Source organism: Lutibacter sp. TH_r2 (assembly GCF_033101135.1).
Lineage (GTDB): Bacteria > Bacteroidota > Bacteroidia > Flavobacteriales > Flavobacteriaceae > Lutibacter.
Genome location: NZ_JAWMPV010000001.1, coordinates 321,163 through 343,007, shown reverse-complemented (window position 1 = coordinate 343,007; position 21,845 = coordinate 321,163). Strand labels below are relative to the sequence as shown.

Annotated in this window: 10 protein-coding genes; 9 read left to right on the top strand and 1 reads right to left on the bottom strand. The window is 31.9% G+C overall.

The annotated features are described in order from the left end of the window. Window positions 1–154 precede the first annotated feature (154 nt). The 7 genes from galB (R3X25_RS01415) to R3X25_RS01385 all read left to right on the top strand — a co-directional run bounded on the left by galB (R3X25_RS01415) (window position 155) and on the right by R3X25_RS01385 (window position 14,770). On the top strand, window positions 155–2,587 hold the full coding sequence (galB, locus tag R3X25_RS01415) for a beta-galactosidase GalB (RefSeq protein ID WP_317671121.1): 2,433 nt from the start codon (window positions 155–157) through the stop codon (window positions 2,585–2,587). Window positions 2,588–2,628: 41 nt separating this feature from the next. After that, window positions 2,629–6,384: a T9SS type A sorting domain-containing protein gene (locus tag R3X25_RS01410; RefSeq protein WP_317671119.1), complete on the top strand. Its 3,756-nt coding sequence runs from the start codon at window positions 2,629–2,631 to the stop codon at window positions 6,382–6,384. 9 nt (window positions 6,385–6,393) lie between these two features. Next, window positions 6,394–7,938 (top strand): arylsulfatase, encoded by a 1,545-nt coding sequence (locus R3X25_RS01405; RefSeq protein WP_317671117.1) that lies wholly within the window; start codon window positions 6,394–6,396, stop codon window positions 7,936–7,938. A 26-nt stretch (window positions 7,939–7,964) separates the two neighbouring features. Continuing rightward, a complete protein-coding gene (gene galB / locus R3X25_RS01400) occupies window positions 7,965–10,427 on the top strand; it encodes a beta-galactosidase GalB (protein ID WP_317671115.1) in 2,463 nt (820 codons plus the stop codon). A gap of 152 nt (window positions 10,428–10,579) precedes the next feature. Beyond that, window positions 10,580–11,698 (top strand): glycoside hydrolase family protein, encoded by a 1,119-nt coding sequence (locus R3X25_RS01395; protein WP_317671113.1) that lies wholly within the window; start codon window positions 10,580–10,582, stop codon window positions 11,696–11,698. A gap of 5 nt (window positions 11,699–11,703) precedes the next feature. Beyond that, window positions 11,704–13,296 (top strand): sulfatase, encoded by a 1,593-nt coding sequence (locus R3X25_RS01390; protein WP_317671111.1) that lies wholly within the window; start codon window positions 11,704–11,706, stop codon window positions 13,294–13,296. Between the two features lie 55 nt (window positions 13,297–13,351). Continuing rightward, window positions 13,352–14,770, top strand: a complete 1,419-nt coding sequence (locus tag R3X25_RS01385; RefSeq protein WP_317671109.1) for a glycoside hydrolase family 28 protein — start codon at window positions 13,352–13,354, stop codon at window positions 14,768–14,770. Window positions 14,771–14,811: 41 nt separating this feature from the next. Here R3X25_RS01385 and R3X25_RS01380 read toward each other — a convergent pair whose 3' ends face one another. After that, window positions 14,812–15,972 (bottom strand): hypothetical protein, encoded by a 1,161-nt coding sequence (locus R3X25_RS01380; protein WP_317671107.1) that lies wholly within the window; start codon window positions 15,970–15,972, stop codon window positions 14,812–14,814. Window positions 15,973–16,162: 190 nt separating this feature from the next. Here R3X25_RS01380 and R3X25_RS01375 point away from each other — a divergent pair, with 190 nt between their 5' ends. Both R3X25_RS01375 and R3X25_RS01370 read left to right on the top strand, forming a co-directional pair. Continuing rightward, window positions 16,163–19,000, top strand: coding sequence for a glycoside hydrolase family 2 protein (locus tag R3X25_RS01375; RefSeq protein ID WP_317671105.1), 2,838 nt, complete (start codon window positions 16,163–16,165; stop codon window positions 18,998–19,000). 10 nt (window positions 19,001–19,010) lie between these two features. Beyond that, window positions 19,011–21,839, top strand: coding sequence for a glycoside hydrolase family 2 protein (locus tag R3X25_RS01370; RefSeq protein WP_317671103.1), 2,829 nt, complete (start codon window positions 19,011–19,013; stop codon window positions 21,837–21,839). The last annotated feature ends 6 nt before the right edge of the window (window positions 21,840–21,845 follow it).

Sequence of the window (21,845 nt, the reverse complement as noted above, 5' to 3'; positions counted from 1 at the left end):
AAATGTTTATAAAATAGAAATACTGTTCGCAATATTTTTTGAAGGTTATGGTAACAGTTATATTTACGTAGTAAACAAAACAAATAGAATTATAAATATCCATATGCAACTTTTAAATTTATATAAATCAGTATTTTTTTTAGGAATAATTTTGATGCTTCAAGCCTGTAATACTAGATATTCGGAATCCATTCCAGATCAAAATTTTAATAAAGATTGGCTTTTTCAAAAGGAAGCACCTGAAGAAGCAAAATCTATAGACTTTGACGATGCCGATTGGAGAAGTTTAAACTTACCACATGATTGGGCAATTGAAGGTCCGTTTGATAAAAAGTACAATGCAAGAACGGGAGGTTTACCTGTTCATGGAGTTGCTTGGTACAGAAAACATTTTACTATTGAAAATAAATATAGTGAGAAACAAATCTCTATAGAGTTTGATGGAGCTATGAACAATGCTAAAGTTTGGTTAAACGGAGAGTTTGTGGGAGAAAGACCTTATGGCTATATTGGTTTTGAATTAGATTTAACAAAGCATATTAAGTTTGGAGAAAAGAACGTAATTGCGGTTCAGTTATCTCCTGAAGATCTTGCTGCTAGATGGTATTCTGGAGCTGGAATTTATAGAAATGTTCGTTTAAAAATAAATAATTCAATTCATATTCCACAATACGGAACGTATGTAACCACTCCGAAAATAAACAAAACAAAGGCTGAAGTTAATATTGAAACTAAAATAGTAAGTGCAGCTAAATCATCAGAAGAAGTAGTATTGAAAACTATTATTTTAAACTCAAAAGGAATTCAAGTAGTTGAAAATTTGAAAAAAATAACAATTCATAAAAATTGGGAAGTAGTTGAGAATGTTGGTTTAACAGTTGAAAATCCTGATTTATGGGATCTTAATAATCCAGTTTTATACACTGCTAAAAGTTCAATACTAATTAATAAAAAAATAGTTGATGAATATGAAACAAAATTTGGAATAAGAGAAATAGAATTTGATAAAGACAAAGGGTTTTTATTAAACGGAAATCAAGTTGAGTTAAATGGTGTTTGTATGCATCATGATCAAGGTCCATTAGGAACAGCTATTAATTATAGAGCCAAACAACGTCAAATGGAAATTATGCAAAGCATGGGTGTTAATGCATTGCGTACAAGCCATAATCCACCATCACCAGAAATTTTACAAGTTTGTGATGAACTAGGAATTGTGGTTATTGCTGAAGCTTTTGACGAATGGAAATTAGGGAAAGTTAAAAATGGATATAACAAGTTTTTTGATGAATGGCATGAAAAAGATTTACGTGATATGATTAAGAGAGATCGAAATCATCCATCGGTTATAATGTGGAGTATTGGGAATGAAATTTTAGAGCAAAGTAGAAAAGACGGTTGGAAAGTAGCAAAACAATTAAATGATATTTGCCACGATGAAGATATTACACGTCCAACAACAGTAGGCTTTAACTATTATCCAGCTCCTTTTAAAAATAAATTGGCAGAATATGTAGATATAGTTGGAATGAACTATTGGCCAGAAAATTACAATGAAATTTTAGAGGCAAATCCTGATATGATTATTTATGGTTCTGAAACTTCATCATTAACAAGTAGCCGAGGTGTTTATCATTTACCAATTGAATTTACAGAAAAACACGAAACAAATCATGTTTCAAGTTACGATGTTATTGTTGGTCCGCCATGGGCGTATCCTCCAGATGTTGAATTTGATGCTCAAGAAAAGTGTCCTAAATCTTTAGGAGAATTTATGTGGACTGGATTTGATTATATTGGAGAACCAACGCCTTATGGAGGTAGAGATAATTCAACACATGGTTATTGGAACGATGATTGGCCATCGCGATCATCTTATTTTGCACCAGTTGATTTATGTGGATTTCCAAAAGATAGATATTATTTATACCAAAGTCAATGGACAACAGAGTCTATGGTTCATGTTTTACCACATTGGAATTGGGAAGGTAAAGAAGGAGAAACAATTCCTGTTTATTCTTATACAAATTGTGAAGAGGTTGAATTATTTGTAAACGGAAAATCTTATGGTAAAAAAGTAAAAGGAAAAGATTTTACAATGATTCCTGCAGAATATCACGATTATAAAAAAGGAATGTACAAGTCTAAATACCGTTTATCTTGGAATGTACCTTATCAACCAGGAAGTTTAAAAGTTGTAGCATACAACAAGGGAAAACAAGTTGTAACTAAAGAAATAAAGACTGCAGGAAAACCAGCAAAAATTTCATTAGTTGCCGATAGAACTGAAATTGATGCAGACGGAAATGATTTGTCTTTTATTACTGTTAGAGTTGAAGATAAGGATGGAAATATGTGTCCAGAAGCTAATAATTTAGTGAATTTTAAAATTGAAGGTCAAGGAGTTTTAGCAGCTGTTGGAAGTGGTGATCAAACTTCGTTAGAATCATTTCAAGTTCCAAAAAGAAAGGTTTTTAATGGAATGTGTTTAGTAGTTCTAAAATCTTTAGAAACCACAGGAGAAATTAAACTAATAGCAAAATCAGAGCTTTTAAAAGAAGCTCAAATTGTGATTAGTACAAAATAAGTTGAAGCATAAAAAGCGAGTTCATAATTAAAAAAATAAAAATGAAAGTGTTTAATTTATTGAAATTTGTTATTGTTCTATTGTTATTTCCCGTAATGTTAAATGCTCAAGTTTTTAGTAGCGGGTTTGAGAATGATTTGAATACGGATTGGCATTCAGATACTAGTGGAACAGGTCTACCTATTTTTGAAATTAATACAGCTTCAAAATATCAAGGTTCCAATGGCTTTCATATGGAGTTTAACCAAGCTGAACAAAAGGGAAATTTATGGACACCAAGAAATATAGATTGGAAAAATGGAGCAACCTATACTATTTCATTTTATTACAAAGCATTAGTTCAAGGTACTAATTCGGAGCCAAATATTAAGATATTTTCTAGTGATGGAACTAAATTAGAGCAGCTAAACTTTACCTTATCTAGTACAGATTGGGTAAAATATTCAGCTAATTTCACTTCAACTTTAGACGATGATGGTGGTTATGTGTTATTTTCAATGAGACCAAATGACAATGAAACAGGAGAATTTTATTTTGATGATTTTTTAATTGAAGAAACTCAAGATAATTCGGCTTTTTTTAATTCTTTAAGAACAACAGATGTCGATTCTGACTCATCTATAGTTTGGCAGCAATTTGGACCAGGAATGAGTGGGAATAATAAGGGAGCACAATGGCACCCAACCGATTCAGATATTTTATATATTGCTCCTAATATGGGGAATGCTTATCGTTCAACAGATAGAGGATTTACCTATGAAACTATGATGGATGAAGATGGTCCATCTTATAACACAGGTCTTCGTGGACCACGTGATTTTACTTCATTAGATTTTTCAAGGCAAAACCCAGATTATGGATTTTGTACAGACGAAAATAATAAAGGAATTTTTCATTCAACGGATAAAGGAAAAACATGGGAGTTGCAAGATAAATTTGGAGATTCTTATTTGTCTTGTGTAACCGTTGACCCAAATAATGAAAATATATGGTTTGTTGGAGCAGGAAGAATGCGAAATTTAGGTAGAATTTTATTTCCTTTAGCTGAACCACATGGAATCTATACTGATGATAATAGCGAAGGTAAAATTTGGAAAAGTACAGATAAAGGAGTTAGCTGGACATTGAAAAATGCTGGACTAGATTCAAAAGCCGATGTTGAAACTATTATAATTGATCCAGAAAATTCATCTACAATATATGCTTCTACAAATTATGGTTTTTATAAAAGTACTGATAGTGGAGATAGCTGGGTGAGAAAAAATGTTGAAGTTGATGGTTTAGATGTGATTCGTTCGTTTACAATGCACCATAATACAACTTCAGGCGATTTAACTTTTTATGTAATAAGTAGTGTAATGTGGGAAGCAGATGGAACTTCAATTAAAGATGCTTCAGGAGGAATTTTTAAAAGTACAGATAGAGGTGAAACATGGCAGAAAGTAAATGGAAATATTGCTTTAGATATGACTCAATTTAGCAGTAATAATGATGTTAAAAAGAGTTACTATGGTGCGGTTTCTTATTTTTTTGGAATTACAAGTAGCGAAGCTGAAACAACATATTCAACCTTACCTTCAAGTATTACGCAACGTTTTAATACCATAACGGTTGATCCAATGGATCCAAATAACGTGTATGTAAACAATATGTATTCCAATGCATCAGACAATAATTTTAAACCTGGACAAATTTGGAGATCGAAAGATGGAGGTGCAAATTGGTATGTGACCTTCAGAAATGGTACAAATTGGGATAGTGGTAGCGATATAGCTTATTGGCAAGGAAGAGGAAATCCAATAGGTAGTAATGTTACAATTAAGTATTTAAGCCATTGGATGAATAGAGATGAATATGAAAGAAAATCGTGCAACTTTATGAAATTCAATGCTGATGGTACAGTATTGCACACTCAAATGGCAAAAATTTCATTAATGTCTTATAATGGCGGCGACACGTGGGTAGATATTGATGATCAAGAAACTTCAACTCCAGAAAGTTATGTTGGAGCTGGAAATAGTAATGTGCCTGGTCATGGATTTTTTCAACATGAATTAATTGAAGATAAAGTATTCTGTTCTGCTGGTGAAAACACCTTGTGGGTAACAAATAATGAAGGTGATGAAGTGCGAACTGGAGCACAAGCTGCAACTTCTTATAAAATTTTAGATGATGAGCAATCATTAAGTAGCTATACAATTCATCCAACAAATGTAAATATACATTATGCATTATTTTTTAGACAAGCAGGAAAAGGAAAACTGTATAGATCTTTAGATGCAGGTGCTAATTGGGAACATATAGGAACTCCAATTCCTGAATGGCCAACTTCTACAACAAATACAGGTGGAGACCAATCTGTACATCAAATTAGTTTTATAATTGATAAAACCAATCCCGATTATATGTATTTCTGTGTGCCTCAAAAAGCAAGTAAAATACAATATGTTGGTGATTCTGTTGGAGAATGGGGAATATTTAAGTCAGTTGATGGCGGTGTAAATTGGACCAAGCCAAATACTGGTTTGCCAAGCTCATTAGATGTAACTGCTATAGCTTTAGATCCAAATGATTCCTCAATACTATATGCAACCATTCAAGGTACAGATGGAGGTTTATTTAAATCTGTTGATAGAGGTGAAAATTGGTTGGAAGTAGACTCGGCAGCAGCTTTGTTAAGTAGATATGGAGTGAATGATATTCATTTTTCAAAAGATGGATTGGTTTATATTACTACAGGACATAGTTGGTGGGATGAGAATGAAGGTGGTTTATGGGTTAGTAATGATGGAATGGAAACTTGGGAACGTATTTTTGATTTTCCTTGGGTTTTTAGAGTTGAAACAGCTAATTACGATCCAAAAACAATTTTAATTTCTACGTTAGGAAATAATGCTACAGATAATAAAAACCCTGGAACATATCTTTCAAAAGATGGAGGAGAATCTTGGCTGAAAATAAATAAAGGAAATGGACAGTCAGATAGAATTAATGATATAGCAATAAATTATAGCGTACCAGGAAAATATTATGTGTCAACTTATGGAAGTGGTTGGTATGTGGCTACAGATCCTAATCCAAATGAACCTGATACAACTTTGTCAATTGATGAATTTGAAATAATTGGTGTTAGTGAAACATGTAGAGATAGTGATAACGGAAGTATTAAAATTAGTACAGATCAAACTTTAAATTATAAAGCAATTTTGAATGGGGAATCTATTAGTAAAACTGAAGATTTTTCGAATTCAATCAATTTTGAAGATTTGAAATCAGGAAGTTATAATCTTTGTATTCAGGTTGAAGAAAAGCCAGGTTATGAAGCTTGTTATATTATTAATATTGTAGAGCCTGATGAGTTGGGTGTTTCTTCAAAAGTAGATACAGAATCTAATAAAGTTTCTATTTCTTTAAATGGAGCAAAAAAATATTTTGTAACCTTAAACAATAAAACAATTGTCACTTCAAAATCTAATTTAGATTTGGATTTAGTGGAAGGTGAAAATATTTTAGAAGTTAGAACTGAAACTATTTGTCAAGGTGAGCATTTAGAAACTATTGTTGCTTCGTCATTTGGAAATAAAGTTTATCCAAACCCAGTAAGTAATGAATTAAATATTAGTGGTTTAACAAATGATAGCTACTTAAAAATATTTTCTTTTGACGGTAAATTACAAATGCATTTTAGTAATATTTCTAAAGGGAAATTTGATTTATCTTCCTTAAAAACAGGGTTGTATTTTTATTCTGTTCATAATAGTTTACAATCAAAATCAGGGAAATTCATAAAATTATAATAACAAATAATGAAATTATTTAAAATATCAATTAGCATTTGTGCAATGCTACTAGTTTGTGCTGTTTCTGCACAAAAAAAAGTTACAAAAAAGCCAAACATTATTGTTGTATTAGCTGATGATGTTGGAGTTGGAGATATTTCAAAATATAGAAGGTTGCACAACCCAAAAATTATTGTTGAAACGCCTAATATTGATAAGTTGGCTGAAGGAGGTATGCTGTTCACTAATGCTCACGCACCGGCATCGTTATGTGCAACTTCCCGTTATTCAATAATGACAGGTAATTATAATTTTAGAAGTCCATTGCCTTGGGGTGTTTGGTCTGGTTATGCACAGAGTGTTTTTACTTCTGAAACTTTAACGTTAGGAAGATTAATGAAAAAGGCAGATTATAATACAGCTTTTGTTGGGAAATGGCATTTAGGAACTGGATTTAGAGATAAAACAAATCCTGAAAAGATATATGAATTAAAAAGAGGTAAAACATTGAACTTAAATGTTGATATCACTAAAATTGTTGCTGATGGCCCAATGCAAAATGGTTTTGATTACAGTTTTACGTTGCCTTCAGGAATTCAGAATGAACCTTATGCCGCTTATGAAAATGATGAATGGTATCCATTGAATGAAAAATCATTAATCGGTTTAATTGATGCAGATTATTGCAATCGTTTAGGTTTTGAATTAGATAAGAAGGAAGGTTTAGGAGATTCTAGATGGAATCCAAGTGAAATAGGTCCGCTAATTGTAAATAAAGCAGTTGATTATATTAAAGAAAATGCCAATAAGGACAAGCCTTTTTTTATGTATTACTGTTCACAGGCTGTACATACGCCACATATGGCACCAGAAGAACTTGATGGTGTAAAAATTAAAGGTACAACACCTTCAAAGCACTTGGATATGGTTAAGGAATTGGATATTCAAATGAAAATGATGATTGACGAATTAAAAAAGCAAGGTATTTATGAAAATACGGTGTTTATTTTTACTTCAGATAATGGAGGTTTACATACAGATGGTGGAACTTGGAATGCTAGACACGAACCAAGCGATATTTACAGAGGTTGTAAAAACGATCCTTATGAAGGTGGAAGTAGAGTGCCATTCATAGTTTCTTGGCCAAATAAAATTAAGGGAAATACAAAAGCGAATCAAGCAGTTTTAGGAACTGATATTATGGCAACTATTGCTGCAATTTCAGAAGTAAATATTGAGAATGGACAAGCATTGGATTCTTATAATTTAGTACCTGTATTAAATCAACCTAAAAAAGCGAAGACTAGACCGTTTGTAATTATTCAAGGTGGTTCAGGTAAAGAAGGAATGATTGTAAAAGATGGTTGGAAGCTTATTATTCAGTTTGATAAAAAAGACAAGACTGATAAAACTAGAACGCCAATAGCATTATTCGATTTGAAAAATAATATTTGGGAACACGAAGAATTTAATCAAATAAACAATCCAAAATATTCAAAGAAAATTAAAAACTTGTTGAAACTTTATAGTGATACTAGAGATAGTGATGTTGGAACTAGAAAAAATATATAAAACACCCATAATTAAGAATATTTAAAATGAGAAAAGTACTTTACTTAATGAGTTTTTTATTGCTAGCAATGGTTGGTATAAATAAAACTCAAGCACAAGATATTAAGTTTAACGATGGTTGGCGTTTTTACAATGCTGAAGCTGAAGGAGCAGAGCAACCAAATTTTGATGATTCAAAATGGAGAAATTTAAGTTTACCACACGATTGGGCAATTGAAGGTCCTTTTAGTGAAGAATACAATGCACGGTGTGGAGGTTTACCTTTTCACGGTACAGGTTGGTATAGAAAAGATTTCAAAATGGAAGCTTCAGCAAAAGGAAAAGTTGTAAGACTAGAATTTGAAGGAGCAATGTATGATGCTCATATATGGGTAAATGGAGAATTTGTAGGAAACAGACCATACGGTTACATTGGTTTTGAATTCGATATAAGTAAACACTTAAAATACGATGGTTCAAACAATGTTGTGGCAGTTCGTTTACGTCCACAAGATTTATCTTCTCGTTGGTATCCTGGAGCAGGTTTATACCGTTCAGTTTGGTTGAAGATTGACAGTCCAGTTCACGTAGAGCAATGGGGAGCTTATATTACAACACCAACAGTTTCAAAAAAATTAGGTGTTGTTCAAAATGAATCTACTATTGTAAATAATAGTAATACAGATGCTAAAGTTAAAGTAAAGCAAGAGTATTTTTCACCAGATGGAAAATTAGCTGCTTCAATTGATGATGAAATTACGGTAAAAGCAAATTCTAGCGAAGTTTCAGGAACTTGGGTAAATGTGAACAATCCTAAAATTTGGGACACTGAAAATCCACATTTGTATAAAGCAGTAACCACTGTTTCTCAAAACGGAAAAGTAATAGATACTTACAATTCAACTTTTGGTTTTAGATCAATTTCATTTACTACTGAAGGGTTTTTCTTAAACGGAGAAAAAATAAGATTTAATGGTGTTTGTTTACACCACGATAACGGTGCATTAGGTTCAGCAGTTTATAGAAGAGCTGACGAACGTAAGCTTCAAATTATGAAAAGTATGGGTGTTAATGCTATACGTACAAGTCATAATCCGCCATCTAGAGAGTTTTTAGAGATCTGTGATGAATTAGGTTTACTAGTTTTAGATGAAGCTTTTGATGTTTGGAAAGAAGAAAAAGTTCCAAATGGTTACAATGTATTTTTTGAAGAATGGGCGGAGCGTGATATTAAAGATATGGTGAAAAGAGATAGAAACCATCCATCAGTAATTATGTGGAGTACAGGGAACGAAATTCACGAACAACACGATAAAAAGAATGGTTGGAAAGTGGCTAAAATGTTAAGTGATTATTGTAAAGAAATTGATCCAACGCGTCCTACAACATTAGGAATGAACAATTTTGAAGCGCCTTATAAAATGAATTTTGCAGCACAATCAGACATTGCAGGTATCAATTATAAGCCAACTAAATATGAATATATTCACGAAACATACCCACAATTAGCATTGTATGGTTCAGAAACTTCAAGTTGTACAAGTAGTCGTGGTGTGTATCATTTACCAATTGAAAAATATACAACGCACGAATCTTTACACGTAACTAGTTACGATTTAATTGGCCCACCTTGGGCATATCCACCAGATGTTGAATTCCATTTTCAAGAGAAAAACCCAAATATTATGGGAGAATTTATTTGGACCGGATTTGATTATTTAGGAGAACCAACTCCATACGGAGGAAAAGATAATTCAACAAACGGATATTGGAATGGTCATTGGCCTTCAAAAAGTTCATATTTTGGAGCTGTTGATTTATGTGGATTCCCAAAAGACAGATTCTATTTATACCAAAGTCATTGGACAACAAAACCAATGATTCACCTATTACCACATTGGAACTGGAAAGGAATGGAAGGTGATAATATTCCTGTTTATTGTTACACTAACTGTGATTCTGCAGAGCTTTTTGTGAACGGAAAATCAATGGGTAAAAAAGTAAAAGGTAAAGACTTAACAGAGTTAATTGTTAATTTTATCAGGTATGAAGGAGAAACATTTCAATCTAAATACCGTTTGTCTTGGAATGTACCTTACGAAGCTGGTAACATAAAAGTTGTTGGTTATAAAGACGGAAAACAAGTATTAGAAAAACAAATTAACACAGCAGGGAAACCAGCAAAAGTTAGTTTAAAAGTTGACAGAAGAGAAATTAATGCCGATGGTGAAGATTTAGCTTATGTAACAGTTAGAATTGAAGATAAAAATGGAAATTTATGTCCAAATGCAACTAATTTGGTAAACTTCTCTGTAAAAGGTGCAGGAGAATTGGTAGCTGTAGATAATGGAAATCAAATTAGTTTAGAGTCTTTTCAAGCAAATCATAGAAAAGCGTTTAGCGGTATGTGTTTAGCTGTCTTGAAGTCTTCAAAAACTTCTGGGAAAATTACATTAACTGCAAAATCTAGAAGACTAAAAAGTGCTGTAGTTGTTGTAGAAACAAAATAATTTATGTTGGATATCGTCACCCTGAACTTGTTTCAGGGTCTCATAAAGAAGATTAACAACATTAAAAATAATGAGATTCTGAAACAAGTTCAGAATGAAGGTTTTCAAAACTTTTAAGGCAACACTTTATTTTTTATTGAAAATTATTAAAAATGGTTAAAAAAGGTATTTTAATATTAATTGGATTGTTTGCAATAGTTTCTTGCGGAACTAAATCAGGTGTAAATAGTCAAGAAGAAATAAGAGACTATAAAAACATTAGTTTTAAAGCTTTGTCGCCAGAAACGGTGGCTAGTTTTCAAAATAATAAGAAAACAACACAGGTTTTAGTAGAGCCAGATAATTTTGTTTGGGGATTAAGTGTCGTAAAATGGGAAGGGAAATACCACGCTTATTACGCTCGTTGGAATAAAAAATACGAGCATAAAGGTTGGATGACCAATTGTGAAATTGCACACGCAGTTTCAGATAATGCCGAAGGCCCTTTTGAGTTTGTAAATGTGGTTTTAAAAGATAAAAAAACTACTGGTTGGGATTTGAATAACTCTCACAATCCATACGCAACAATTGCTGAAGGAAAAATTTGCTTGTATTACATAGCGAATGATATTAAAGATCTGCTAAAAAAGGATGGTATTGAATATCCAACTCAAGATTGGTTTGAAAATAACAGAAAACCTATAAGAGATAGTCAAAGAATTGGAGTTGCAATTGCAGATAATCCTAACGGTCCATTTGTGCGTTCAGAAAAAGTTGTTGTGGAACCAGACAATGAGAAATTCAAAAAAATAGCTGTAAATCCTGCGGTAATTTATCAAAATAATCAGTATTTAATGATTATGAAAGGAGATGATTTAAAGTACGAAAATCCTTTTAGAATTCAATTAGTGGGAAGCTCAAAAAATCCAGAAGGTCCTTTTGAATTCAAGAAAAAACCTGTATATGCTAAAGCTCAAACAGAAGACGCTTGTATGTGGTTTGATCAAGTAATGAACAAATATTATATGGTTTGTCACGTTATGGGAAAAAAGGATTTAGCGTTGTTTAATTCTGAAGATGGATTTGATTGGCAACAAGATGAAAGAAGCGTTTTTATGAAGAAAGAATTCGTACTTTCGGATGGAACAATTTGGAAACCAAAACGTGTGGAACGTCCGTTTGTTTTAACCAATGAAAAAGGGCAACCAACTATGATTTATGTTGCGGTTTATGATAACAAAGTAAACGGAAATATTGCCATTCCAATTGAATATAAAAAAGCTAATAAATAATAATGATGAAAAAAATAGTTACACTTCTTTTAATAGTTGTTACATCACTTGTTTCGTGTAATACAAACAAAAAAGTTGAGGAAAAATCAACAGAGCCAGAAAAGAAAAACATTCTATTCATTCTTGCAGATGATTATGGATATAACGATATGAGTTTTAGAAACGATAGTTTTTATGAAACTCCTAATATTGATGCTATCGCCAAAGAGGGAACAGTTTTTAGCAATGGTTATGCTAATTGTCAGGTTTGTAGCCCTTCAAGAGCAAGTATTATGAATGGTAAATTTCCTGCACGTCACGGAATTACAGATTGGATTGGAGCTCGAGAAGGAGAAAAATGGAGAGAAAAGAAACGTTTTTCAAAGTTAATGCCTCCAACCTACAATCATAATTTAGCACATAAAGATGTTACGTTGCCAGAAGCTTTAAAAGAAGAAGGTTATACAACGTTTTTTGCAGGGAAATGGCATTTAGGTGAAGAAGGTTCTTGGCCAGAAGATCACGGTTTTGATATTAACAAAGGTGGCTGGGACGCTGGTGGACCTCGTGGAGGTTATTATTCGCCATACAAAAATCCAAATCTAAAAGATGGTGAAGATGGTGAAAATTTAAGTATGCGTTTGGCAAAAGAAACAGTGAATTTTATGAAAGATAATAAAGACAAAAAGTTTTTAGCTTATTTATCTTTTTATGCGGTTCACGGTGCTATTCAAACTTCAAAAGAAAAATGGGAAAAATACCGTAAAAAAGCAGAAGCAAACGGTATTGCAGAAAGTTCATTTAAAATGAAGAAATTTTTACCAATGCGCGAAACTCAAGACAATCCTATTTATGCTGGTTTGGTGGAATCTATGGATGATGCAGTTGGTGAAGTATTACAAGGATTAAAAGATTTAGGATTGGATAAAAATACCATTGTTGTATTTACATCAGATAACGGTGGAGTATCAGCTGGAGATTCTTATTCTACTTCAAATTTACCTTTAAGAGGTGGAAAAGGGTATCAATATGAAGGTGGAATTAGAGAGCCTTATTTTATAAAAGTTCCTTGGTTAGAGAGCATTGCGGAGAATAATACACCAGTTTCTGGAGCAGATTTTTATCCTACTTTGTTAGATTTAGTGGGTGCAAAATTAAAACCAGAAGAACATTTAGATGGTGTAAGTTTAGCACCGATTTTAAAAGGAGGAACTATTGAAGAACGCCCACTTATTTGGCATTACCCTCATTATGGAAATCAAGGAGGTGAACCTTCATCAGTTATTAGAAAAGGAGATTGGAAATTGATTCATTATTATGAAGATGGTAGAAATGAGTTATTTAATTTAAAGAATGATGTAGCGGAAATGAATGAAATATCAAAAGATAATGTAGAAATAACAGCATCATTAAAAAAAGAACTATTCGATTATTTAAAAGAAGTTGGAGCTAAATATCCTGAAAAAGACCCATTATATAATGCGGAGTTGGAAGCCAAACATTTAGAAAAAATGGCAACTAAAAAATTACAAAGTTTAGAGAAACAGCGAAAAGCTTATTTGTCACCAGATTTTGATCCTAAAAATAATTGGTGGGGAAGTTTTCAAACTATAGATTAATTGATTTGTCATTCTTGCGTAGGCAGGAATCTATTAAATAATACAAATTTTAAAAATGAAAAATAAAATCACTTTAATAGTTAGTCTTTTAGTAATCACATTAATGTCTTGTGAAAAACAAACAGTTTGGAATGTGAAAGATTATGGCGCTTTAGATGATAACAAAACAATAAATACAGAGGCAATTCAAAAAGCAATTGATGAATGTAACAAAGCCGGAGGAGGAACTGTTACTTTGGATGGTGGAACTTTTGTTTCTGGGACTTTATTATTAAAAAGTAATGTTAATTTAAATATTACTGAAAATACTGTTTTATTGGCAAGTGTTAATCCTAATGATTTTCCAGTTGTAGATCCATTTATTGATGCTACAGGTCAGTTTAGAGGTCAATGTTTTATTGGCGCAATAGATGTAGATAATGTATCTATAACAGGTAAAGGCACTATAAATGGTCAGGGAGAAATGTTCACTAATAAAAATATAGTAAAAACCTTAAAAAGGCTTGGTGAAAAAATGATTGTACCTGACTTTTCTGATTTAATTGCAAAGGACAATAAGTATGTAAATAATAATATACGATTTTCAAATCGTCCTTTTTTAGTGCGTTTAGTGCGTGCAACTAATGTAAAAATGAAAAATATTCATTTGCGTCAGCCTGCTGCTTGGACATTGCATCTTTTTCAATGTGATCAATTTGAAATAGATGGAATAGATATTCATAGCCATGCAAATCAAAATAATGACGCTATTGATATAGATTCTAGCACGCACGGTGTTATAAAAAATGCTACAATTGATTCTGGAGATGATGCAATTTGTTTTAAGTCTACGAGTCCTAAACCTTCATCAGATATTGAAGTTTACGACTGTAAAATTAAGAGTCATTGGGGAGCCATTAAATTTGGAACAGAATCAATGGGAGATTATAAAAATATAACAGTTAGAGACTGTTTTATTCATGATACTCGAGGAGGAGGAATTAAAATGTTAAGTGTTGATGGTGCAAATATTGACAATGTGTTAATTGAAGATATTACTATGGAAAATGTTGAAATGCCAATTTTTATTCGTTTAGGTGAAAGAGGTTTAACATATAGAGGTGTGCCAAAAAAGCCAGTTGGAAGTATCAATAATGTTGTAATTAGAAATATAAAAGCAAGTGTTTCTGAATTGTCAGAGTTAAGATTAACTCCAACTTCAGGTTTCTTTTTTACTGGAACCCCAAATCATAGAATTGGCAGTATAAAATTTGAAAATATAGAAGTTAGTTTACCTGGAGGTGGAACTGAAGAAGACACTAAAATTGTGGTGCCAGAAAATGAAACGGAATACCCTGAATTTACTAAATTAGGAGCTACACCTGCTTATGGTGTTTACGCTAGACATATTGAAAAGCTAGAGACTAAAAATATTAAGTTTACCTTAAGAAGTGAGGATAAACGTAAAGAAATTGTGTTAGTTGACGTGAACTAATAAATTACATTAATTAGAATATTTTTGAAATGGTAGTAAAATTAAAAACTTACTACCATTTCTAGTTTTATATCTGTATTAGTTCGGTTTTGCCCTTTAACTTTAAATAATGCTGTAAAATGTTTTTTATCTTTCAAAAATGTTTTTGCAAAGTGTTGCAAACTATCCTTGTTTGTGAAATATTCTGCAGTAGCACTTACACCAATATCGTGTTCAGAGAAAAATACAAAATGTTCAGTATCTCCAATGCTAGAATATTTTGAAACCAAAGCATATTCTTCTTCTACAATAGGTGATTTTAGGTTAAATATTGTATCCTTTAGTTGTGGATGATTTGTTAGCTTTAATTCACTATTTCCGATAGTAAAATAAGGATTGGCTTCATTAAAAAAACGAATAAATTGATTTTTATTTTTAATAGGACCTGCATAAATAGCATTTCCTTCTTTTATTTCTGAAATTGAAGTTAATGTTGAAAATCGAATTGGTAAATTTTGATGGTAATGTTGAAAAAGTCTTTCAAATTGTTGGGTTGCTAAAGCAGCCATTCTTGTAGTATAGGTGTAGTTGGCTGGTTTTATATAATTTTTTAATTCTGGTTTTTCTTCTAATAAATCATAAAATTCATTTATATTATTTATGTTAAAATCACGTGTCCAACCTGTATGCCCAGTTATTGTGGTTCCCGCAACACCAAAGTGATCACCGATAAACAAATTAGTAGGTTTTTCTTTGTTAATTATAGATTTCCAAAGGCTTGGTGGTTTTGGAGATGAGTTTGTATAAAAAAGAGCGAATATGGCTAGAAATAAACCAATATAAGGGATTATTTGAGCCCATTTCAGTTTTTTAATAAGTTGTTTCCCTACTTGTTTTTTAAAAAAACGAACCTCATATTGACCTTTATCAATAGTTAATTGCCAAATATCATCTTTTCCTTCATTTTCATAATATTGAGCAATTTTTTTTCGGAGGTTGTATACATTAACACGTACTCTAGGATTGTTTTTGTCAGTAACTACTTTACTTCCAAAAAATTCTATATCAATAACACTCTCTTTTAAATTAACACCATTTAAAGTAGCTTCGTTCAAATATTGCAGCAAGGCATTACTAGTTGAAGCCTTTTTAAAGGTATTACTTTCACGTATTTTAGTGACAAGTTCTTGTTTTTGATTTTTTGAAAGCTTTGTGCTAATCATATAGTTTTTGTTTGAAAATCAAATAATTAAATTTAAACATTAACCGTTATAGGTACCGTTAAAGGTGCGTTAAAGTTATTAAATATAATCCTTATAAATATATTTGATATGAAGTTTTTTTAGCTAAACAGTCAATTATGTTTTGAAAGAAATTTAGAAAGAAAACTTTAATCTTATTTAAATACAAAAAATGAAAAAATTTAGATTGGTTCTACTAGCATTAATTGTGTTTTCAATTCAGTTTGGAAATGCACAAAAAAAATCTCAAAATAACATTGAAACTCAAATCCAATACTTATCAGGAACAGATAAAGACAATCTTGTAGAGTGGGATTTTTATTGTTCTGAAGGAAGAAAAAGCGGAGAATGGACAAAAATTGGAGTGCCTTCTTGTTGGGAGCAAGAAGGTTTTGGAGCGTACAATTATGGTAGCGATGATGAAAAGAATAGAGCTAAAGAATACGGATTGTATAAACATACTTTTAGCGTTCCATTAAGTTGGAAAATTAAAGATGTAAAAATTGTTTTTGAAGGTGTAATGACTGATTGTGAAGTAAAGATTAATGGAAAATTGGCAGGAGAAATTCATCAAGGATCTTTTTACGAATTCAACTATTCAATAAACAAGTTGTTGAAATACGGTAAGAATAATCTACTTGAAGTTAAAGTAAATAAAGTTTCAGCAAACGAATCTATCAATCAAGCAGAACGTGTTGCAGATTTTTGGATTTTTGGAGGAGTTTATCGTCCGGTTTATTTAACAATTTCACCAAAAGATAATATAGATCGCTTGGCTGTTGATGCGAAAGCTGATGGGAATATTATAGCAGATTTATTTCTTGATTCAAAAAAAGCAAGCGATGTTAGTTTAGCGTTATTTGATTTAAAAGGAAATAAAGTTCAGGATATTAATGTAGATGCAGTTAAAAAAGAAGATGGTAAATGGCAAATTTCTGCAAAAGCAAACAATATAAAAACTTGGAATGCTGAAAAGCCAAATTTATATGCTGTACAATTCAATTTATTAGATAAAAAAGGAACTATTTTACATACAGTGAATCAGCGAGTTGGTTTTAGAACTGTTGAAATTTTAGAAGGTGACGGAATTTATGTGAACGGGGAACGAATTAAGTTTAAAGGTGTGAACCGCCATTCATTTCATCCAAAATCTGGAAGAACAACTTCAAAAGCTTGGAGTGTTGAGCAAATTGAAATGATGAAGGATATGAATATGAACGCTGTTCGTATGGCACATTATCCACCAGACACACACTTTTTAGAAGCTTGTGATTCTATTGGTTTATTTGTTATTGATGAAATTTGTACGTGGCACAATCCTATGTTAGATACTAAAGTTGCAACTAAAATTGTAAAAGAAACTGTGGTTCGTGATGTAAATCATCCATCAATTTTGTTGTGGGCAAATGGAAATGAACAAGGTTGGAATCCAGAAGTAGACAATGATTATGCAAAATGGGACATTCAAAACAGAGAAGTAATTCACCCTTGGAGTATTTATAAAAAAACAAATACTATTCATTATAGTCATTACCATTCTTTAATCAATGATTCATATTCGAAAGAAAAAATATTATTTCCTACAGAATTTTTACACGGTTTATACGATGGTGGGCACGGAGCTGGTTTAGATGATTATTGGAATATAATGTGGAATTTACCATTAAGTGCGGGTGGTTTTCTTTGGGATTTTGCAGATGAAGGCATTGAGCGAACAGATAGAAATGGAGAAATAGATTTACAAGGTAACAAAGCTCCAGATGGAATTGTAGGACCTTATGGTGAAAAAGAAGGAAGTTACTTCACTATTAAAGAAATTTGGTCTCCAATTTATATTGAAAACAGATTTATTAATGCAGATTTTAACGGAATTTTCAGAATAGAAAATCGTTACCATTATACCAATTTGGAAGAATGTTCAATGACAGCCAAATGGTTGAAGTTTGATGGTCCAAATGGAAAATCGAAAGCAACTATTCTATCTCAAAGTAAAGTAGAGTTACCTAATTTAAATCCTTTAGCAAAAGGTAAATTTGAATTAGTTAAACCTCAAAATTGGAGATCGGCAGATGCTTTGCATTTAACAGCTACAGATTTTCGTGGGAAAGAAATATTTACGTGGACATATCCAGTTTCAAAGCCAAAACAAGTGAGTATTCCTAAAATTGATAATGGAACAAAACAACAAATTAAAACTGAAACTGCAAACAAAACTATTAAAGTTGAAGCAAATGGAATAACTTATTTGTTTTCAGAAGAAACGGGCTTACTTCAAGAAGTGAAGAAAGGGAATACAATAATTCCGTTAAATAATGGTCCAATAATTTTAAATCAGAAAGACAAAATTAAAGAGTTGAAAGTAACTCCTTCAGAAGAAAAGGTAGAAATTTTAGTAGTTTTTGAAGAGAAAAAATGGATGCCTGCGTGGTCAACAATAAAAGAAAAACGTTCAGATATAATAAAGTGGACAGTTAATTCTAACGGATTACTAGATTTAAAAGTTGAATTTAAAGGATTCAGAAATTTAAAAGGGTTTAGAGGTATTACATTTTCTTTTCCAGAAAAAGAAGTTGCCGGTATGAAATGGTTAGGTGATGGCCCTTACAGAGTTTGGCGTAATAGAATGAAAGGAACAAAATTCCAAGTTTGGGAGAACGATTATAACAATACTGTTACTGGAGAATCTGGGTTTGTGTATCCTGAATTCAAAGGTTTCTTTTCAAGTTTATATTGGTCAAAAGTAAAGGGTAATAATAGCAATGGTTTTACAGTGTATTGTAAAACACCGCACACGTATTTACGTATGTTAACTCCACAAGAACCTAAAGAAAACAAGAATGGGAAATTACATCCTGAATTTCCAAAAGGTGATATTTCTTTTGTGATGAATATACCTGGGATTGGAACAAAGTTTCAGTTTTCTGAAAGTATGGGGCCTCAAGGGAATAAAGAGCATTATTTTGGTAATGATGACGAACCAATAGTACTTGATTTAACATTTGAATTTTAATTAGTATAGAATGAAACATTTAAAAATATATACGTTGCTTTTGGTTGCTTTTCTGTTTAGTATTTCAGAAGTAGTTTTTGCACAAAATCAAATTGAAACTCAATATTTATCAGGAACAGATAAAGACAACTTGGTTGAATGGGATTTTAAAGTCTCTTATGGAATGAACAGTAAAAAATGGACAAAAATTGGAGTGCCTTCTTGTTGGGAATTGCAAGGTTTTGGAAACTACAATTACGGAAGAGATTATAAAGCTGGAAAAGAATACCACGATGAACACGGTTTATACAAACATAAGTTCTCTGTTCCTAAAGAATGGAAAAATAAAGAGGTGAAAATTGTTTTTGAAGGTGTTATGACGGATGCTGAAGTGAAAATAAATGGAAAGTTGGCAGGAGAAATTCATCAAGGTGCTTTTTATGAATTCAAATATTCAATTACCAAATTGTTGAAATATGGAGGCGAAAACCTTATTGAAGTTAAGGTAAATAAAATGTCTTCTAATAAATCTATTAATAGTGGTGAGCGTAATACTGATTTCTGGATTTTTGGCGGAATATATCGTCCGGTTTATTTACAGGCATTTCCAAAAGAGCATATAGAACGTGTTGCAATCGATGCCAAAGCTAATGGAACGATTAAAGCCGAATTATTTACAAATTCAAAAAAAGCTGTTGATACAAAATTTGTTTTATTGGATGATAAAGGCAACAAAATACAAGATTTAAGTATTGATAATTTAGTGAAAGAAAATGGTAAGTGGATTGTTTCAACTTCAGCTTCTAACATTCAAACTTGGAATCAAGAGTTACCAAAAATGTACCAACTTCAAATAAGTTTGTTAGATAAAAAAGGAACTGTTCTACATACATACAATCAAAAAATAGGATTTAGAACTGTTGAAGTAAGAGAAGGTGATGGAATTTATGTAAATAATAAACGCATTAAATTTAAAGGTGTAAATCGTCATTCTTTTCACCCAGAATCTGGAAGAACAACTTCAAAAGCATTAAGTATTGAACATATTAAAATGATGAAGGATATGAATATGAACGCAGTTCGTATGTCTCACTATCCACCAGATGTTCATTTTTTAGAAGCTTGTGATTCGCTTGGCTTGTTTGTTCTTGATGAACTTTGTACTTGGCATACACCTTATTTAGATACTGAAGTTGGGAAAAAACTGGTGAAAGAAACAGTGGTTAGAGATGTAAATCACCCATCAATTTTAATTTGGGACAACGGTAATGAAACAGGTTGGAATACGGAATTAGACGATGAATTTGCTAAATGGGACATTCAAAAAAGAGAAGTAATTCACCCTTGGGGAATTTTTAAGAAAACGAATACATTTCATTATTTACCATATCACGGTTTGGCTTATGATGGTTATGTAAAAGATAAAATATCATTTCCTACTGAATTTTTACACGGTTTATATGATGGTGGTCACGGTGCTGGATTAGATGAGTATTGGAAAGTAATGTGGAATTTGCCGTTATCTGCAGGAGGTTTTTTATGGGATTTTGCTGATGAAGCAGTGGTAAGAACCGATAAAAATGGAATTCTTGATGCAGATGGTAATCACGCTCCTGATGGTATTGTTGGTCCGTATGGCGAAAAAGAAGGGAGCTATTTTACAATTAAAGAAGTTTGGTCTCCAATTTATATTGAAGAACGAAATATAAGAGAAGGATTTAACGGTGTATTTAGAGTTGAAAACAGATACCATTTTACAAATTTAGATGCGTGTACAATGCAAGCTAAATGGGTTTCTTTTGAAGGTCCAAATGGATCAGCTCAAGAAAAAGTAATATCGGAAAGATCTGTGAGTTTACCTTCATTAGCTCCAGAAAATAAAGGAACATTTAAAGTTGATTTACCACAAAATTGGAAAAATGCAGATGTTCTTTATTTAACAGCAACCAACCAACACGGAATGGAAATTTTTACGTGGTCTTATCCGGTTAAACTTCCGCAGGATTATAGTAAAATTAGCTATTCAGGAAATGGAGAAATTTCAACCAAAAGTAATACTTCCAAAATTGAAGTTTCAACAAATAAATTAGATCTAACTTTTTCATCAAAAACAGGTGAAATTGAGCAGGTAGTTAAAAATGGAGTAAGTATTCCATTATCAAAAGGTCCAGTTCTTTTAGGTACAAAATCAAAATTAGATACTGTGTATTTTAAAACTTATCAAGATAAGGTTGAAGTGATTGCACTTTATCAGCAAAAAAAGAAATATTGGGACTGGAAGGATAACAATGAAATGACACAAGATTTCATAAAATGGACCATTCACCCAAATAGTTTAGTGGATTTGCAAGTAAGCATTATAGGAACTCGTAAAACCAAAGATTTCTATGGAATTACCTTTTCTTTTCCAGAAAAAGAAGTTGCAGGAATGAAATGGTTAGGAGATGGACCATATAGAGTATGGCGTAATAGAATGAAAGGAACTCAACTAAAGGTTTGGGAAAATGATTATAACAATACAATAACAGGAGAATCTGGTTATGTGTATCCTGAATTTAAAGGTTATTTCTCAAGCATTTATTGGGCAAAATTACGTGGTAACAATAACAATGGTTTTAATGTGTATTGCCATAGCAATCATACTTTTTTAAGAATGTTAACTCCAGAGCAACCTGCAGATGTATTGCGAGGGGCATCAGTAACAAAGTTTCCAAGCGGCGATATTTCATTTGTAAAAAATATACCACCAATTGGAACTAAATTTAAAGAAATTGGCGAGATGGGACCAACAAGTAATGCCGAAATGATTTTTGGAAACGACGACGAGCCAATTGTAATTGATTTAACTTTTGAATTTTAAAACGTA